The organism is Salmonella sp. SAL04214 (genome assembly GCF_046550615.1).
Classification (GTDB): domain Bacteria; phylum Pseudomonadota; class Gammaproteobacteria; order Enterobacterales; family Enterobacteriaceae; genus Salmonella; species Salmonella enterica.
The window spans coordinates 37,644-55,286 of the sequence record NZ_JBGDXT010000018.1; the positions used below are offsets into that span (position 1 = coordinate 37,644).

The following is a 17,643-nucleotide window of genomic DNA, read 5'->3' on the forward strand; positions in this document are numbered from 1 at the left end:
TCTCCTGTTAGCGATTTAGCGCCTGATGGATATCAGCCGCCAGCGTGTTGATCTCGCTGTCATTTAATGTCGACAGCGTGATACGTAGACCGTGAGACGGCGCGCTTACGCCAAAGGCTTCTCCCTCACGTACCAGCCAGCCGGATTTTGCCAGCGTAAACGCGGTAACCTGGCTATGGGTGTCCAGCGGGAGCCAGGCATTCACGCCGTCGCCGGGAGAAATGGCGATGCCATATTGCTGTAGGGCGCGGGCCAGTTTTTGTTGCCGGGCGGCGTAAAACAGCCGCGTTTGCGCCAGCCTGTGCTGATACTCAGGGTCGGTCAGGCAGGCGTAGACCAGATCCTGTAACAGATGGCTGACCCACTGACTACCGGCATTTAGCCGCAGCCGAAGTTTTGCCGAGGTCGCGCTGTCGCTGGCGACAATAGCAAGACGTAAATCGGGGCCGAGGGTTTTGGAAACGGAGCGTATCACCGCCCAGTGTTGCGTTGTCTGCGCAATAACCGGCTGCCAGGGCGACGAAGAAAGTAGAGCGAAGTGATCGTCGATAATGACCACTACCTGAGGGTAACGCGCCAGTATATTTTGCAGCGCAGCGGCACGGCGAGCGCTCAGGCTACAGCCGGTAGGGTTGTGCGCGCGCGGCGTTAAGATCACTGCCCGCGCGCCCTGATTTAGCGCCTGTTCCAGCTTTTCAGGCTGCATTCCTTCGCTATCTACGCTGACCGGGCTGGCGCTAAAACCGGCATAGCGCAGCATATTGATACTGCTTAAAAAACAGGGATCTTCCACCGCGACGCTGTCGCCCGGCAGCAGATGCGCGCAAAGCAGTCTTTCGATAGCGTCGATAGCTCCGCTGGTGATATCAATTTCGCCTGCGACGGGGGTGGCATCCCGTAGCCAGCGCGCCGCCCAGGCGTGTAGTTCAGGGGAAACGGGCGCATCGCCGTAGAGATGCGGCGTGCGGCTGAGACGGGCAAAATAACGGCTAAGGTCAGGCAGACGCTGCGGATCGGGATTGCCGCCGGAAAGGTCGTGCAGAGGCGTATGTGGATCGCCGCCTTCCAGCGCTACGGGAGACGGACTGCCTTTAATCACCGTCCCATTGCGGCCTAAACTTTGCGCCAGTCCCGCCGTTATCAGCCGTTTATACGCCGCTGCGACGGTATTGCGGTTCACCTTTAATTCGCTTGCCAGCTCCCGTACCGGCGGGAGCGAATCCTCCGCCCGTAACGTGCCGGCGATAATGTGTTGACGGATACTGTCAAAAATTTCGTTAGCGGTTTTTCCGTCGATCATTATTGACCTATGACAAAATGAATTTTAGCATATGACAATGATAATGAGGCGGTAGCCTGCTGTCCAGCGAGAGGAAAATTTTATGGGACAAGAGAGTGATATTCAGTCAGTGCTCTTCGACGACAACCATCGGGCATTACAGACCGATATCGTCGCCGTCCAGTCACAGGTCGTGTACGGCAGCGTAGGCAACAGTATCGCTGTTCCGGCCATTAAAGCGCAGGGACTACGCGTGACGGCGGTCCCGACGGTGCTATTCAGCAATACGCCGCACTATAAAACCTTTTATGGCGGCATTATTCCCGCCGAGTGGTTTGCAGGCTACCTTACGGCGTTGAATGAGCGCGATGCGCTACGTGAATTAAAAGCGATTACCACCGGTTACATGGGCAGCGCAGACCAAATTGTCTTGCTTTCGAAGTGGCTAATGGCGATCCGGGCTTCGCATCCGGAGGTGTGTATTCTTGTTGATCCGGTCATTGGCGATACCGACAGTGGAATGTATGTGCAGGCGGAAATTCCGCAGGCTTATCGCACGCATTTGTTGCCGCAGGCGCAGGGGCTAACGCCGAACGTATTTGAGCTGGAGATGCTGAGTGGTAAACCGTGCCGCACGCTGGAAGAGGCGGTGGCGGCGGCGCAATCGCTGCTTTCCGATACGTTGAAATGGGTGGTTATCACCAGCGCGCCGGGCGAGTCTCTGGAGACCATAACGGTTGCGGTCGTTACTGCGCAGGTCGTAGAGGTCTTTGCCCATCCGCGGGTGGCGACGGAGTTAAAAGGGACGGGAGATCTCTTCTGCGCCGAGCTGGTCAGCGGTATTGTGCAGGGGAAAAAACTGACGACCGCGGCAAAAGATGCGGCGCAGCGCGTGCTGGAGGTGATGACCTGGACACAGCAGTGTGGCTGTGATGAGTTAATTCTGCCGCCGGCAGGGGAGGCGCGATGAAGAGTTATCGGCTGGTGGTTCGCCAGCAGGGGCGTATCGTGGGGCATTTTGAAACGAGCGGGCTGGACGCGCTGGAAGATATCTGCGTGGCGCGAGCGATGTTTGGCATCACTGGCGGCTATCAGTGCGAGTTGCAAGTGTCCGATTCCGAACGCAGGATGCTGGAGAGTGGCCCGGATGGGATGAAGATCCTGATGCGCGAGAAGTGCTTTCGCCCGGTGACCTCGCAGTTGTAACCCGTGGATTGGCGCTGAAATGTTCGCAACCTTGTAGGCCTGATAAGCGTAGCGCCATCAGGCAGTGCGCCGCACCACCGCCGGATGGCGGCGCAAGTACAGGCAAAAAAATGGCGCCCAAAGGCGCCATTCTTCACTGCGGCAAGAATTACTTCTTAATGCGGATAACCGGAGTTTCACCCACGGTCACGCTACCGGACAGTTTGATCAGTTCTTTGATTTCATCCATGTTGGAGATAACAACCGGAGTCAGGGTAGACTTGGCTTTTTCTTCCAGCAACGGCAGATCGAACTCGATGACCGGATCGCCAACTTTCACGCGCTGACCTTCTTCAGCAATACGCTTGAAGCCTTCGCCTTTCAGCTCAACGGTGTCGATACCGAAGTGAACGAACAGCTCAATGCCGCTATCGGATTCGATAGAGAACGCATGGTTGGTTTCAAAGATTTTGCCGATGGTACCGTCAACAGGGGCGACCATTTTGTTACCGGTTGGTTTGATAGCGATGCCATCACCAACGATTTTTTCAGCAAAAACTACATCCGGCACGTCTTCGATGTTGACGATCTCGCCAGAGAGCGGGGCAACAATCTCAATAGTTCCGGTGTCTTTCTTATCATCAGAAACCAGAGATTTTAGTTTATCGAACAAACCCATGATCTTCTCCTAAGCAGTAAATTGGGCCGCATCTCGTGGATTAGCAGATTGTTTTTTCTTCAATGAACTTGTTAACCAGCGTCATTAACTCGTCCGTTGTCGGTTGAGCAAGAGCCTGCTCTGCTAACACCTTCGCATCTTCGAAGTTCGTGTTACGGATAATCTTCTTAATGCGCGGGATAGAAATGGCGCTCATAGAGAATTCGTCCAGACCCATCCCCAGCAACAGAAGTGTAGCACGTTCGTCGCCTGCAAGCTCACCACACATGCCAGTCCATTTACCTTCTGCATGAGAAGCATCAATAACTTGCTTGATCAAGTTCAGTACGGACGGTGACATTGGCTGGTAAAGGTGTGAAATCATATCATTACCACGGTCAACTGCCAGGGTGTACTGCGTTAAATCATTGGTGCCGATACTAAAGAAATCAACTTCTTTGGCTAAATGACGCGCAATTGTCGCCGCAGCCGGTGTTTCCACCATCACGCCAATCTCAATGCTTTCGTCAAATGCTTTACCTTCGTCACGCAGTTCCTGTTTGTAGATTTCAATCTCTTTGCGCAGCGCGCGAACTTCTTCAACAGAGATGATCATCGGGAACATAATGCGCAATTTACCGAAAGCGGAGGCACGCAGAATCGCGCGAACCTGGTCACGCAGGATCTCTTTGCGATCCATGGCGATACGCACGGCGCGCCAGCCCAGGAACGGGTTCTCTTCTTTCGGGAAGTTCATGTACGGCAGCTCTTTGTCGCCGCCAATGTCCATGGTACGGACGATAACCGCCTGCGAGCCGCACGCTTCAGCGACCGCTTTATAGGCGGCAAACTGCTCTTCTTCCGTCGGCAGCGCGTCGCGATCCATGAACAGGAATTCAGTACGATACAGACCAACGCCTTCCGCGCCGTTACGCTCAGCGCCTTCAACGTCACGAACGGTACCGATGTTGGCGCAAACTTCAACCTGATGTCCATCCAGCGTGATTGCCGGCAGATCTTTCAGTTTTGCGAGTTCCGCTTTCTCGGTCGCAACCTGCTCCTGGACGGCGCGCAGTTGCTCAATAACATCGTTGGTCGGGTTGACGTAAACCTGGTTGTTCACGGCATCCAGAATCAGATAGTCGCCGTTTTTCACCTGAGAGGTGACGCTACCGGTACCTACGATCGCTGGCAGTTCCAGAGAACGCGCCATGATGGAGGTATGAGACGTACGTCCGCCCGCGTCGGTGATGAAGCCCAGCACTTTCTGCAGGTTCAACTGTGCGGTTTCTGACGGCGTCAGGTCAGCGGCAACCAGGATAACTTCTTCCTGAATCGCGCTCAGATCGATAATGGCCAGACCCAGGATGTTGCGCAGCAGGCGCTTACCAATATCACGTACGTCAGCCGCACGCTCTTTCAGGTATTCGTCATCCAGTTCTTCCAGGGCAGTGGCCTGACCTTCGATAACTTCATGTGCGGCTGCGTCAGCCGTCATGTGCTTATCTTTAATCAGGGCTATGATTTCCTGCTCCAGCTCCTCATCTTCGAGCAGCATAATATGCCCTTCAAAGATGGCTTCTTTTTCTTCACCGAACGTTTCACCAGCTTTTGTCTTGATCGCTTCCAGTTGCGCAGATGCCTTGGCACGACCGCTCAGAAAACGTTCAACTTCCTGATCAACCTTGTCGGCAGAAATTTTTTTCCGGTCAATGACGATTTCGTCTTCTTTCAGCAGCAGTGCTTTGCCGAAAGCGATACCCGGGGATGCTAAAATGCCTGAAATCATAACCCTACCTTACTTGTGACTGATTTTTAAAAGAACCCGGAAAAAAACTTACTCGAGTTCCGCCATCAGTTTGACCAGATGTTCAACCGCTTTCTGCTCATCTTCACCTTCTGCGGAGATGGTGACGACGGTGCCTTGAGTCAGGCCCAGAGTCTGCAGTTTAAACAGGCTTTTCGCGCTGGCGCTTTTGCCGTTGGAAGTCACAGTAATCTCAGAAGTGAAGCCTTTTGCTTCTTTAACAAACTGAGCAGCAGGGCGGGTGTGCAGACCGTTCGGAGCGGTAATGGTAACTTCTTGCTGGAACATTGTATTTCCCCAACTTATAGGTTTAGTGTTGTGGAACTAAAGTCTAGCCTGGCGGCTCAACTTTAGCCTGTATTGTTAGCGCCGGCGTAAACGGGACGCGACACAAAAGGTGTTCTACGCAATCCGTTGCTGGCAACTTATGGCCGCTGACGTTTCGCTCGTCATTAAACATTATGCCGCGAAAGGAAGATTTGAACCAAATCATAAAATCGATTCAGCTAACGCTTTTCCTGTAACGATTAATTTCGCGCATCAAAATAATTAGTCTGGTTAAATACCAGTTCCGGCAGGGTGAATCAATGCCAGGTGAGGTGAAAGTTTGAAGCAGGCCACAAAAAAGCACCCAAAAAGGTGCTTTTTTACGCGTTTTTAACATGCTGGCATCACTGTTGCAGTTCTTTCTCAGTAAAGAGATCGGCGAACAACGCGGTGCTCAGATAACGCTCACCTGATGAAGGTAGGATAACCACAATATTCTTATTGGTAAAGCTTTCATCTTCCTGCAGCTTAAGCGCTGCAGCAACTGCGGCGCCGGAAGAAATTCCCGCCAGAATACCTTCCTCTTCCATCAGACGGCGCGCGGTAGAAATGGCTTCTTCATTGGTGATGCCAACCACTCTATCAATCAGTTTCAGATCCAGGTTGCCCGGGATGAAGCCTGCGCCGATGCCCTGAATTTTATGCGGGCCTGGTTTGATCTCTTCACCAGCCAGCGCCTGGGCGATAACCGGGGAGTCAGTGGGTTCTACCGCAACGGTGATAAGATCGGTTTTACCCTTCGTCCCTTTGATATAACGCGTGACGCCAGTTAACGTACCGCCAGTGCCGACGCCGGAGATAAACACATCCACCTGACCATCGGTGTCTTCCCAGATTTCCGGGCCGGTGGTTTTTTCATGGATTTCCGGGTTGGCAGGGTTGCTGAACTGCTGGAGCAGGAGATATTTTTGCGGATCGCTGGCGACAATTTCTTCGGCTTTCTGAATAGCGCCTTTCATCCCTTTCGCCCCTTCGGTCAGCACCAGATTCGCGCCTAATGCTTTGAGTAGCTTGCGGCGTTCAATGCTCATGGTTTCCGGCATGGTCAGGGTGAGTTTGTAACCGCGCGCGGCGGCGACATACGCCAGCGCAATACCGGTGTTGCCGCTGGTCGGCTCCACCAGTTCCACGCCAGGTTTCAGTACGCCACGCTTTTCGGCATCCCAAATCATATTGGCGCCGATACGGCACTTGACGCTGAAGCTCGGGTTGCGCGACTCTACCTTCGCCAGAATGCGTCCATTACCGATACGGTTCAGTCGAACCAGCGGCGTATGACCGATAGTCAGCGAGTTATCTTCATAAATCTTACTCATGGCCTGTCCTTAACTGTATGAAATTGGGATACCTTCCCAGCATACCTTCCAGCCAGATATGGGGAAGTAAGGATTTCGCATATCTATATGCTGATGGGAAATAATGGTTATCAGTATGGAATAAGAGACAGCATAAGCCATCTCTTATTTATACATTTTTACGTTATTTCCATAACGCGTGCTTAGCACGCCAGCAATCAACCCACATTGCCGTCGCGCCACAGACGGCGACAGGCATAATGAAAAGGTTAAGCACCGGAATCATCGTAAAGAGGCTGGTGAGCGCGCCAAATTGCATATTCGCGACCTTCTGCGTGCGCAACGCGGCGCGCATCGTTTTAAACGGCACTTTGTGGTTATCAAACGGGTAGTCGCAATACTGGATCGCCAGCATCCAGGCGCTGAACAAAAACCACAGCACCGGCGCGATGGTTTGGCCAATGCCAGGAATAAAATAGAGAACCAGCAGCACAATAGCGCGCGGCAGATACCACGCCAGCTTTTGCCATTCACGTTTCATAATGCGCGGTACATCTTTCATGATGCCGAGTATGCCGGTATCTGGCGGCGTGGCGCCGGTTAACCGCGCCTCAAGCTGTTCGGCTAAAAGGCCGTTAAACGGCGCGGCGATCCAGTTGGCGAGGGTAGAGAAAAAATAGCCAAAGACCAACAGAACAGAGATAACTGCAATCGGCCACAGCAGATAGCTCAGCCATTGCAGCCAGTCCGGCACATGACTCATCAACGAAGGTATCCAGGCGTCAAGCTGGGTAAACAGCCACCAAAATGCGCCGCCCATCAGCACAATGTTGACCAGCAAAGGTAAAATAACAAAGCGGCGGATTCCCGGTAGGGTGACTAACTTCCATCCTTGCGAGAAATAATAGACGCCGCTACGTGGTACGGTTGTGGATGATGAAACCATATTCAGGACATACTCCTTTTTCTTAAAGCCCTGGGTAAACGTGGGATATCTTACCCGGTTATCAGACGGTGGATAGTTCGGAAATGTTCGAAAAAACAGCAAAAAGCACATTTTCCTTCATCTTTATGCTGCGAAAGCCAACAGTACACTTGCACTTGACGTAATCGGCAAATACTCTTAGTGAGTAAATGTTTGCCGTGGTGGCAAGGTGTTAGAACAACAGAGAATATAATGATGCAGGATTTGCGTCTGATATTAATCATTGTTGGCGCGATCGCCATAATCGCTTTACTGGTACATGGTTTCTGGACCAGCCGTAAAGAACGATCTTCTATGTTCCGCGATCGTCCACTAAAACGCATGAAATCGAAACGCGACGACGACTCGTATGACGACGATGTCGAAGAAGACGAAGGCGTGGGTGAAGTTCGTGTTCACCGCGTAAATCATGCCCCCGGCCAGTCGCAGGAGCATGATGCCCCTCGTCAGTCGCCGCAACACCAGTACCAGCCGCCTTATGCGTCTGCGCAACCGCGTCCAGCGGCGCCGCCGCAGCCGCAAGCGCCGATGCAACAGCCGGTTCAGCAACCGGTCCAACCTGCGCCGCAGCCTCAGCAGGTTCAGCCATCTGCGCCGCCGGTACAGCCGCCGCAACAGCAGCCTGCACCGCCGTCGCAAGCGCCGCAGCCTGTTGCGCAGCCCGCGCCGCCGCCATCAGCGCAAACCTTCCAGCCTGCGGAACCTGTGGTTGAGGCGGAACCGGTAGTGGAAGAAGCGCCGGTTGTGGAAAAACCGCAGCGTAAAGAGGCGGTCATCATTATGAACGTCGCGGCCCATCATGGCAGCGAGCTTAATGGTGAAGTGTTACTGAACAGTATTCAGCAGTCAGGCTTTAAATTTGGCGATATGAATATTTTCCATCGTCATTTGAGCCCGGACGGCAGCGGCCCGGCCTTGTTCAGTCTCGCGAATATGGTCAATCCGGGAACGTTCGATCCTGAAATGACGGACTTCACTACGCCTGGCGTCACTATCTTTATGCAGGTACCGTCTTACGGCGATGCGCTGCAGAATTTCAAGCTGATGCTGCAATCCGCGCAGCATATCGCTGATGAGGTCGGCGGCGTCGTGCTGGATGACCAGCGTCGGATGATGACACCGCAGAAACTGCGCGAATATCAGGACCGCATCCGCGAGGTGATGGACGCTAACGCCTGAGGTTAACGCAGGTGTGACATTTTTAACGTAACCCCCGCCTGTCGGGGGTTTTTTATCATTGATGGTGTGATATGGAACCAATCGAACAACAACTGACAGAACTGCGAACCACGCTTCGCCATCATGAATATCTGTATCATGTGATGGATGCGCCAGAGATTCCCGATGCCGAATATGACCGCCTGATGCGGGAACTGCGAGAGCTGGAGGCGCAACGTCCGGACCTTATCACGCCGGATTCGCCCACGCAGCGCGTTGGCGCGGCGCCGCTGACGGCATTCAACCAGATTCGCCATGAAGTACCGATGCTGTCGCTCGATAACGTATTTGATGAAGAAAGCTTCCTGGCGTTTAACAAGCGAGTGCAGGATCGTCTAAAAAGCACGGAAAATGTCATCTGGTGCTGCGAGTTAAAGCTGGATGGCCTGGCGGTCAGCATTCTGTATGAAAACGGCGTGCTGGTGAGCGCTGCGACGCGTGGCGACGGCACCACCGGTGAAGATATTACTTCAAACGTGCGCACGATTCGCGCCATTCCGTTAAAGCTGCACGGCGATAACATTCCGGCGCGTCTTGAAGTTCGCGGAGAGGTATTTTTACCGCAGGCCGGGTTCGAAAAGATCAATGAAGACGCGCGCCGTACTGGCGGCAAAGTGTTTGCTAACCCGCGTAACGCGGCGGCGGGCTCGCTGCGTCAGCTCGATCCGCGTATTACGGCGAAGCGACCGCTAACATTTTTCTGCTACGGCGTCGGTATTCTGGAAGGCGGCGAGTTGCCGGATACGCATCTGGGACGGTTGCTGCAATTTAAAGCGTGGGGGTTACCGGTCAGCGATCGCGTGACGCTGTGCGATTCTCCCCAGGCGGTACTGGATTTTTATCACAACGTCGAAAAAGATCGCCCCACGCTCGGTTTTGATATCGACGGCGTGGTGATTAAGGTCAACTCGCTGGCTTTGCAGGAACAGCTGGGCTTTGTGGCCCGCGCGCCGCGCTGGGCGGTGGCGTTTAAATTTCCTGCTCAGGAGCAGATGACTTTTGTGCGCGATGTTGAGTTTCAGGTCGGGCGCACTGGGGCGATTACGCCGGTGGCGCGTCTGGAACCGGTTCAGGTGGCTGGTGTGCTGGTCAGCAATGCCACGTTGCATAATGCCGATGAAATTGAGCGACTTGGCTTGCGTATTGGCGATAAGGTGGTTATCCGTCGGGCAGGCGATGTGATCCCTCAGGTGGTCAACGTGGTTCTGTCCGAACGCCCTGAAGAGACGCGTCCGATTGTGTTTCCAACGCACTGTCCGGTGTGCGGATCGGACGTAGAGCGCGTTGAAGGCGAAGCCGTTACCCGTTGTACCGGCGGGCTGATTTGCGGCGCGCAGCGTAAAGAGTCGCTGAAACATTTTGTGTCGCGCCGGGCGATGGATGTAGACGGGATGGGCGATAAGATCATCGACCAACTGGTGGAAAGGGAGTATGTCCATACGCCAGCGGATCTGTTCCGTCTGACGGCGGGTAAACTGACCGGCCTGGACCGAATGGGGCCAAAGTCCGCGCAAAATGTTGTAAACGCGCTGGAAAAAGCCAAAGCGACGACTTTTGCGCGTTTTCTCTATGCGCTGGGCATCCGTGAAGTGGGTGAAGCGACGGCGGCGGGGCTGGCGGCTTATTTCGGCACGCTGGAGGCGCTGCAAACCGCTACCATTGACGAGTTGCAGAAAGTACCCGACGTGGGGATTGTGGTCGCTACGCACGTCTTTAACTTTTTTGCCGAAGAGAGCAATCGTGACGTGATTGGGCAGCTACTGGCGGAAGGGGTTCACTGGCCCGCGCCGGTAGTCATTAATGTGCAAGAGATCGATAGCCCGTTTGCCGGTAAAACCGTGGTACTAACCGGTAGCCTGAGCCAGATGTCCCGCGATGACGCTAAAGCGCGTTTAGCGGCGCTGGGCGCGAAAGTGGCAGGCAGCGTATCGAAGAAAACCGATCTGGTGATTGCCGGTGAAGCGGCGGGCTCCAAACTGGCCAAAGCGCAGGAACTGGGTATTACCGTGATTGATGAAGCGGAAATGATCCGCTTACTGGGTGCCTGAGATGGAAAAAGAGCAGTTGGTTGAAATCGCCAACACCGTGATGCCGTTCGGCAAATATCAGGGACGTCGATTGATCGACCTTCCGGAAGAGTATTTGCTGTGGTTTGCCCGTAAAGATCAGTTTCCGGCGGGTAAACTGGGGGAGTTGATGCAAATCACGCTGCTGATTAAAACCGAGGGGCTGACGCAACTGGTGCAGCCCCTTAAACGCCCGCTTTAAGCTTTCGCGGCGCGGCTTTCCTGCTGCGCCTGTAACTTCTCGGTCTGGCGTTTGTAGCGCCGCGCCAGCCCTGCGCAGACCATCAGTTGGATCTGGTGGAAGATCATCAGCGGTAATACCATCATACCCAGCACTGACGTCGGAAACAGAATATTGGCCATCGGGATCCCGTTGGCCAGGCTTTTTTTCGAACCGCAGAAAACAATAGTGATTTCGTCGGCTTTATTGAAGCCGCATTTACGGGCGACAAAGACGTTAATGGCGATGACGATCGCCAACAGTATGAGGCTGACCACGACGATAAACAGCAGCGATCCCCAGCCGACTTTGTGCCAGATGCCGTTGACCACCGCTTCGCTGAACGCCGAGTAGACCACCAGCAGAATAGAGGTCTGATCCGTTTTCGCGATCCACTTTTTGTTGCGCGCGACCCAGTTGCCGATCCACGGGCGAGACAGGTGTCCCAGCACAAAAGGTAGCAGCAGTTGCAGCATAATTTTGCCCACCTCTTCCAGACTGCCCTGCGCGCCATGAATATTCATTACCAGACCGACCAGCAGCGGCGACAGGAAAATGCCCAGCAGACTGGACGCAGACGCTGAGCACACCGCGGCCGCGACGTTACCGCCCGCGAGTGAAGTAAATGCAATCGCCGACTGCACGGTGGCGGGCAAAATGCACAGATACAGAAAGCCGCTGTAGAGCATAGGGTCGACATTGACAGGCGCCCACCAGGCAAACAGTACGCCGAGGACAGGAAAGAGCACAAAAGTGCTGCACATGACCCAAAGATGCAACCGCCAGTGGCTGCCGCCAGCGATGATCGCTTCACGTGAAAGCTTCGCGCCATGCATAAAAAACAGCAGAGCGATGGCCGCTGTCGTAATGCCTTCAACGACAGGCACAAAGCCGCCTTCCGCCGGGAAAAAAGAGGCCAGTAGTACCACGGTGATAAGTGTCAGCGTGAAAGGGTCAAGGATACGAAAAAGTTTCATAAAAACTCCTGAAAGTCGGTGCAGCTATTTTGCGTTTTTCGCTTTGAGAAATAAAATTGATTTATTGCATCTATATATGAATCTAGTCGATGAACTATTCACTGCGTCAACTGCGTATTTTTATTACCGTCGCCCAGGCCAAAAGTTTCAGTCGGGCAGGGGACAGGATTGGACTGAGCCAGTCTGCGGTCAGTCATAGCGTAAAAGAGCTGGAGCGGCAAACCGGCGTCAGACTGTTGGATCGCACTACGCGTGAGGTGGTGCTGACCGAGGCGGGGCAACAACTGGCGACGCGTCTGGAGCGGGTGCTTGATGAACTGAACAGCATACTGCGCGATGCAGGCAGAGTAGGGACACAATTAACCGGCACCGTGCGCGTTGCCGCGAGCCAAACCATTTCTGCGCATCTTATTCCGCAATGCATTGCCCAAAGTAATTCACTTTATCCCGCTATTGATTTTGTATTGCACGATCGTCCGCAGCAGTGGGTGCTGGAGAGCATCCGCCAGGGTGAAGTGGATTTTGGCATCGTTATCGATCCCGGCGCAGCGGTGGATTTACAGTGTGAAGCCATCTTATCAGAGCCTTTTTTACTGTTGTGTCGCCAGGATCATCCGCTGGCGCATCAGGAATGGGTGAGCTGGCAGGATCTTAAACAGGCCTCGCTGGTCTTACAGGATTATGCTTCCGGCAGTCGACCGCTGATTGATGCGGCGCTGGCCCATTTTGCTATTGAGGCGGATATCGTGCAGGAGATTGGTCACCCGGCCACGCTGTTTCCAATGGTGGAAGCGGGAATCGGCATCAGCGTGCTGCCCGCGCTGGCGTTACCGCTCCCGCAGGGCAGCCACTTACAGGTTAAACGGCTGACGCCCGTAGTTGAAAGGCAGCTCATGCTGGCGCGGCGAAAAAACCGATCGCTCTCCACGGCGGCGCAGGCGTTGTGGGACGTGGTGCGTACTCAGGCCAGCGAATTAACCGCCGCGAGGGCGAAAGATCCGCTGTATCAGCTATAAATATCTGTCTGTGTGTGAGGTGCGGTCTTGCCCTGCCATTTTTGACAGGGCTGTGTGTTAAAACAGGTATTTGATGGAATAAATAATGCCATCCTGCAGGAAGGATTCTCCTAACTTATTATCAGCGTAACGATATTGTACTCCTGCGGTCAGGTGAGGAGTCGCATTCCACCACAGCGCTACTGCGCCATTAATGCCATCTTTCCCGCCATTGCCCGCAGCGTAGGACGCATCGCGGTCAAACTCATACTCATTCCAGTTCGTTACGCTGAATTTCTCACTACCCAACGAGAAGCTATAGCCGGCCACCCAACCTAATACATAACCATTATCGCCTGTGTAGTAGGTCTGATCGGTATAACGTTTGGCAAAGAAGGGTTTAAACCAGTAACCGTTACCTGTGAAGTTATAGCCTAAACCATAGAGAAACATGTCATCATGGAAATTAGCGCGATGAGGTGAACCGTACGTCCCGTAGGCATGGAGATAGAGGTTTAATCCTGTATCGCCCAGATAAATACGGTTGGTATTTTTAAAGGTGTAACGCTGTTCGCTGCCTGGTTTAGCGTGGCGGCCATTGTAAAAATTTTCCCAGTCGAAGAACCCGTACATTTCTCCCCAGCTAAAATTCGCTCCGCCTTCCAGTTCCAGGTACCCAAAATCATCTTTATGGGATTTTTTACTGGTTTTTTCCGTGGTGTCTGATGTCCAGTCGAGGTAATGGAGGCCGATATCGGCGAACCCGCCTTTAAATTCCGCATGGGTGAGTGCGGGAATAATGAGTAAAGAAGAAAGCGTCAGAGTAAGAATTTTTTTCATAGCATATTTCCCTATGCCGATAATTATTAATGGGTTAATTAAAAAGAGGCAATTTATAAATATGAAAGCGGCATATTGTTAATATGAAGTGCAAGCAAAAACCAATACTGTTTTCCCTCTGTATTAATACAGAAGCGATCTAAATCTATCGATATTAAATGGCTATTGATGACACGTGAAAAGTGTATTGGTCAGCAAGGGGCGATGGTCGTTATAAAAAGGAGTCAAATTAAATCCGATAGAACAAGGAAACTTATGCCTCACGCTCTTTTTTCTCATAATCCTGAGTATTGTATTGATATTATTCATGCACATAAACCGGCATTTACCCCGCGAGTTGCGTTTATTTTAGGCTCCGGGTTGGGTGCTCTGGCGGACCAAATCGAAGATGCGGTAGCCATTTCTTACGAGAAATTGCCGGGATTTCCCGTCAGCACTGTACACGGCCATGCTGGTGAACTGGTGCTCGGCCATCTGGCGGGGGTTCCGGTGGCCTGTATGAAAGGCCGCGGACATTTTTATGAAGGGCGTGGAATGGCGGTGATGACCAATGCCATTCGCACGTTGAAATTACTGGGCTGTGAAGTGTTGTTCTGCACCAATGCGGCAGGATCTCTGCGCCCGGAAGTGGGGCCGGGTAGCCTGGTTGCGCTTAGCGATCACATTAATACGATGCCCGGTACGCCGATGGTGGGGCCAAACGATGATCGTTATGGCGATCGCTTCTTCTCGCTGGCTAATGCTTATGACGCAGATTATCGCGCCATGCTTCAGTCCGTTGCGGCAGAGGAGGGATTCCCCCTCACTGAAGGCGTATTTGTTTCTTATCCGGGTCCGAACTTCGAAACGGCGGCAGAAATCCGCATGATGCAGATTATTGGCGGCGATGTGGTCGGAATGTCCGTTGTCCCTGAGGTGATTAGCGCACGTCATTGTGGCCTCAAAGTTGTTGCCGTCTCAGCGATCACCAATCTGGCGGAAGGGTTAGGCGATGTAAAACTCTCCCATGCGCAAACGCTGGCGGCGGCTGAACTTTCCCGGCAGAACTTTATAAATCTGATTTGCGGCTTTTTACGTAAGCTGGCCTAAACACAATGACTACGGCCCCGTATTGGGGCTTTATCTCACGGCAAGGAATAAAAAATGGGTATTACGTCCCGCTTAAAAGTCATGTCGTTCTTGCAATATTTTATCTGGGGGAGCTGGCTGGTTACCCTGGGTTCTTACATGATCAACACTCTGGATTTTACCGGCGCGAATGTCGGTATGGTCTACAGCTCAAAAGGACTGGCAGCGATTATCATGCCGGGCATTATGGGGATCATTGCTGATAAATGGCTGCGCGCTGAGCGAGCCTACATGCTTTGCCATCTGGTTTGCGCGGGGGCGTTATTGTACGCCACCACCGTTACCGATCCCCAGACGATGTTCTGGGTGATGTTGGTTAATGCGATGGCGTATATGCCAACGATTGCATTATCCAATAGCGTTTCGTACTCCTGTCTGGCGAAAGCAGGTCAGGATCCGGTAACGTCATTTCCGCCTGTGCGCGTTTTCGGCACAATAGGTTTTATTGTTGCGATGTGGACGGTGAGCCTGATGGGGCTGGAACTGAGCAGTGCGCAATTATACATCGCTTCTGGCGCATCGTTATTGCTGGCCCTGTATGCGCTGACGTTACCGAAAATTCCGGTAGCCGAGAAGAAGGCGAACACCACGCTTGCCAGTAAGCTCGGACTGGATGCTTTTGTTCTGTTTAAAAATCCACGCATGGCAATCTTCTTTTTGTTTGCGATGATGTTGGGGGCGGTGCTGCAAATTACCAATGTCTTCGGTAATCCGTTCCTGCATGATTTTGCCCGTAATCCTGAGTTTGCCGATAGTTTTGTGGTGAAGTATCCCTCTATCTTGCTTTCAGTTTCGCAGATGGCGGAAGTGGGCTTTATCCTCACCATTCCGTTTTTCCTTAAACGCTTTGGTATTAAAACGGTAATGCTGATGAGTATGCTGGCGTGGACGTTGCGTTTCGGCTTCTTTGCTTTTGGCGATCCATCCCCGTTTGGCTTTGTGCTACTGCTGCTGTCGATGATTGTTTATGGCTGCGCATTTGATTTCTTCAACATCTCAGGGTCAGTATTTGTAGAGCAGGAGGTGGACTCAAGTATTCGCGCCAGCGCGCAGGGGCTATTTATGACCATGGTTAACGGCGTGGGGGCGTGGATTGGGTCTCTTTTAAGCGGTATGGCCGTGGATTATTTTTCTATTGATGGTGTAAAAGATTGGCAAACCATTTGGCTGGTTTTTGCCGCCTACGCTCTGGCATTGGCCGTTATTTTTGCATTGTTCTTTAAATATCAGCACCATCCAGAAAAACTGTCGACCAAATCATTAGCACATTAATTTTATTTGACTGGCGAGAGGATGTTCGCCAGTCCATTTTTATGAACAAGGACACAGTATGAAAGAAATTATTCTCTCCTCCGGTATTGGATTTGGTATTGGCGCATTTTTTACTTTATGCCGTATACCTATTCCCGCACCAAATGTTTTACCCGGGGTATTATCTATTGTATTTATGTATATTGGGTATCTTGTCGTTAAATCTATTTTTTACTAGGTAATATGGTAAATTCCAGACGTTATCCCTTATTCCTGGAGTGCGATAGTGATGGAACGAGCCCATCGTATTGATCTAAAGCTATTACGTTATTTCCTCGCTGTTGCAGAAGAATTGCATTTTGGCCGGGCTGCTGCCCGGTTAAATATGTCACAACCTCCCTTGAGTATCCATATCAAAGAACTTGAACAGCAACTGGGTACATTGCTGTTTATTCGTCATTCCCGCAGCGTTGCATTAACCCATGCCGGGAAAGTTTTAATGGAGGAGTCACGTCGCTTGTTAGCCAATGTAAATCAGGCGCTGGCGCGAGTGGAGCAGATTGGTCGCGGTGAAGCGGGGCGCATTGAACTGGGTGTGGTTGGTACGGCGCTGTGGGGAAGAATGCGTCCTGCGATGCGTCACTTTTTGAAAGTAAATCCCAATGTTGAAGTACTTTTTCGCGAAAAGTCTCCAGGTATGCAAATGGCGTTGTTAGAGCGTCGGGAACTTGATGCAGGGATCTGGCGTATGGCTATCGAACCGGCAGTCGGTTTTACCAGCATACGTTTGCATGAATCTGCATTCATGGTTGCAGTTCCGGAAGATCACGATCTGGCATCCAGAGATTCTGTGCCGCTGTCGGCGTTGCGCAATGAATATTTTGTTACGTTGCCTTCCGTACATTCTGATTGGGGATTTTTACAACGTGTATGCCAACAGGCGGGTTTCTCGCCAATGATTATTCGGGAAGTGGTTGAGCCGCAAACGGTGTTGGCGATGATCAGTATGGGGATCGGGATTACGTTGATGGCTGATGGCTATGCGCAAATGAGCTGGCCGGGTGTGGTGTTCCGTCCGTTAGAGGAACGTATTCCGGCGGATTTGTATATTGTGTATGACCAGCAGCAGGCAACGCCAGCACTGGAGAAACTGGTGGCGGCGTTGACGGTATGATGTCTGTGCCGGATGGCGACTAACGTCTTATCCGGCCTACGTGTGCGGTGTCGTCTGTAGGCCTGATAAGCGCAGCGCATCAGGCAAGACCCGAACCTGCTGCAGGTTCGGGTCTTCCATATCGCAGATAGCAAAAAAGCGCCTTTAGGGCGCTTTTTTACATTGGTGGGTCGTGCAGGATTCGAACCTGCGACCAATTGATTAAAAGTCAACTGCTCTACCAACTGAGCTAACGACC

At 52.4% G+C, this 17,643-nt stretch carries 18 protein-coding genes; 10 read left to right on the forward strand and 8 right to left on the reverse strand.

The window, feature by feature from the left end; all coding sequences use genetic code 11:
- Nucleotides 1-7 precede the first annotated feature (7 nt).
- Nucleotides 8-1,300 (reverse strand): transcriptional regulator PtsJ, encoded by a 1,293-nt coding sequence (ptsJ, locus tag ACLJQD_RS22250; protein ID WP_017441401.1) that lies wholly within the window; start codon nucleotides 1,298-1,300, stop codon nucleotides 8-10.
- A gap of 82 nt (nucleotides 1,301-1,382) precedes the next feature.
- Between ptsJ and pdxK the strand changes: the two genes are divergently transcribed.
- Complete coding sequence (gene pdxK / locus ACLJQD_RS22255) at nucleotides 1,383-2,249, forward strand: pyridoxine/pyridoxal/pyridoxamine kinase (protein ID WP_000529613.1); 867 nt, start codon at nucleotides 1,383-1,385, stop codon at nucleotides 2,247-2,249.
- Nucleotides 2,246-2,485 (forward strand): hypothetical protein, encoded by a 240-nt coding sequence (locus ACLJQD_RS22260; RefSeq protein WP_000844541.1) that lies wholly within the window; start codon nucleotides 2,246-2,248, stop codon nucleotides 2,483-2,485. The genes pdxK and ACLJQD_RS22260 overlap by 4 nt, the downstream gene beginning before the upstream one ends.
- Nucleotides 2,486-2,633: 148 nt before the next feature.
- Here the strand turns inward: ACLJQD_RS22260 and crr are convergent, their stop codons facing one another.
- The 5 genes from crr to cysZ form a co-directional block, all read right to left on the reverse strand.
- The gene (gene crr, locus ACLJQD_RS22265; protein ID WP_000522253.1) at nucleotides 2,634-3,143 is read right to left on the reverse strand and encodes a PTS glucose transporter subunit IIA; all 510 of its coding nucleotides are present in this window, start codon (nucleotides 3,141-3,143) and stop codon (nucleotides 2,634-2,636) included.
- Nucleotides 3,144-3,183: 40 nt separating this feature from the next.
- Nucleotides 3,184-4,911, reverse strand: a complete 1,728-nt coding sequence (gene ptsI, locus ACLJQD_RS22270; protein WP_000623118.1) for a phosphoenolpyruvate-protein phosphotransferase PtsI — start codon at nucleotides 4,909-4,911, stop codon at nucleotides 3,184-3,186.
- A gap of 48 nt (nucleotides 4,912-4,959) precedes the next feature.
- Complete coding sequence (gene ptsH, locus ACLJQD_RS22275; RefSeq protein WP_000487600.1) at nucleotides 4,960-5,217, reverse strand: phosphocarrier protein Hpr; 258 nt, start codon at nucleotides 5,215-5,217, stop codon at nucleotides 4,960-4,962.
- 383 nt (nucleotides 5,218-5,600) lie between these two features.
- Nucleotides 5,601-6,572, reverse strand: a complete 972-nt coding sequence (gene cysK / locus ACLJQD_RS22280) for a cysteine synthase A (protein WP_017441402.1) — start codon at nucleotides 6,570-6,572, stop codon at nucleotides 5,601-5,603.
- Nucleotides 6,573-6,735: 163 nt separating this feature from the next.
- Nucleotides 6,736-7,497: a sulfate transporter CysZ gene (gene cysZ / locus ACLJQD_RS22285; protein WP_000255008.1), complete on the reverse strand. Its 762-nt coding sequence runs from the start codon at nucleotides 7,495-7,497 to the stop codon at nucleotides 6,736-6,738.
- Between the two features lie 231 nt (nucleotides 7,498-7,728).
- Between cysZ and zipA the strand changes: the two genes are divergently transcribed.
- The 3 genes from zipA (at nucleotide 7,729) to ACLJQD_RS22300 (ending at nucleotide 11,022) form a co-directional block, all read left to right on the forward strand.
- Nucleotides 7,729-8,715, forward strand: coding sequence for a cell division protein ZipA (gene zipA / locus ACLJQD_RS22290; RefSeq protein ID WP_000983126.1), 987 nt, complete (start codon nucleotides 7,729-7,731; stop codon nucleotides 8,713-8,715).
- A gap of 71 nt (nucleotides 8,716-8,786) precedes the next feature.
- Nucleotides 8,787-10,802 carry an NAD-dependent DNA ligase LigA gene (gene ligA, locus ACLJQD_RS22295; RefSeq protein ID WP_000433273.1) on the forward strand — a complete coding sequence of 672 codons (2,016 nt, stop codon included), beginning with the start codon at nucleotides 8,787-8,789 and terminating at the stop codon, nucleotides 10,800-10,802.
- 1 nt (nucleotide 10,803) lies between these two features.
- Nucleotides 10,804-11,022, forward strand: a complete 219-nt coding sequence (locus ACLJQD_RS22300) for a DUF3820 family protein (protein WP_001519708.1) — start codon at nucleotides 10,804-10,806, stop codon at nucleotides 11,020-11,022.
- Here the strand turns inward: ACLJQD_RS22300 and ACLJQD_RS22305 are convergent.
- Complete coding sequence (locus tag ACLJQD_RS22305; RefSeq protein WP_000765569.1) at nucleotides 11,019-12,017, reverse strand: bile acid:sodium symporter family protein; 999 nt, start codon at nucleotides 12,015-12,017, stop codon at nucleotides 11,019-11,021. The two genes, ACLJQD_RS22300 and ACLJQD_RS22305, sit on opposite strands and share 4 nt — an antisense overlap.
- A gap of 89 nt (nucleotides 12,018-12,106) precedes the next feature.
- Here ACLJQD_RS22305 and ACLJQD_RS22310 point away from each other — a divergent pair, with 89 nt between their 5' ends.
- Entirely contained in the window at nucleotides 12,107-13,033 is a 927-nt protein-coding gene (locus ACLJQD_RS22310) for a LysR family transcriptional regulator (RefSeq protein WP_001109831.1), read from the forward strand.
- A gap of 57 nt (nucleotides 13,034-13,090) precedes the next feature.
- Here the strand turns inward: ACLJQD_RS22310 and ACLJQD_RS22315 are convergent, their stop codons facing one another.
- On the reverse strand, nucleotides 13,091-13,852 hold the full coding sequence (locus ACLJQD_RS22315; protein WP_000722926.1) for an outer membrane protein: 762 nt from the start codon (nucleotides 13,850-13,852) through the stop codon (nucleotides 13,091-13,093).
- Nucleotides 13,853-14,107: 255 nt separating this feature from the next.
- Here ACLJQD_RS22315 and xapA point away from each other — a divergent pair, with 255 nt between their 5' ends.
- The 4 genes from xapA to ACLJQD_RS22335 are packed head-to-tail and all read left to right on the forward strand — an operon-like array spanning nucleotide 14,108 to nucleotide 17,405.
- Nucleotides 14,108-14,941 carry a xanthosine phosphorylase gene (xapA, locus tag ACLJQD_RS22320; protein WP_017441403.1) on the forward strand — a complete coding sequence of 278 codons (834 nt, stop codon included), beginning with the start codon at nucleotides 14,108-14,110 and terminating at the stop codon, nucleotides 14,939-14,941.
- A gap of 54 nt (nucleotides 14,942-14,995) precedes the next feature.
- A complete protein-coding gene (locus tag ACLJQD_RS22325; protein ID WP_000513241.1) occupies nucleotides 14,996-16,252 on the forward strand; it encodes a nucleoside permease in 1,257 nt (418 codons plus the stop codon).
- A gap of 58 nt (nucleotides 16,253-16,310) precedes the next feature.
- Nucleotides 16,311-16,469 carry a XapX domain-containing protein gene (locus ACLJQD_RS22330; protein WP_000658727.1) on the forward strand — a complete coding sequence of 53 codons (159 nt, stop codon included), beginning with the start codon at nucleotides 16,311-16,313 and terminating at the stop codon, nucleotides 16,467-16,469.
- A gap of 51 nt (nucleotides 16,470-16,520) precedes the next feature.
- On the forward strand, nucleotides 16,521-17,405 hold the full coding sequence (locus ACLJQD_RS22335; RefSeq protein ID WP_017441404.1) for a LysR family transcriptional regulator: 885 nt from the start codon (nucleotides 16,521-16,523) through the stop codon (nucleotides 17,403-17,405).
- Nucleotides 17,406-17,643: the final 238 nt, after the last annotated feature.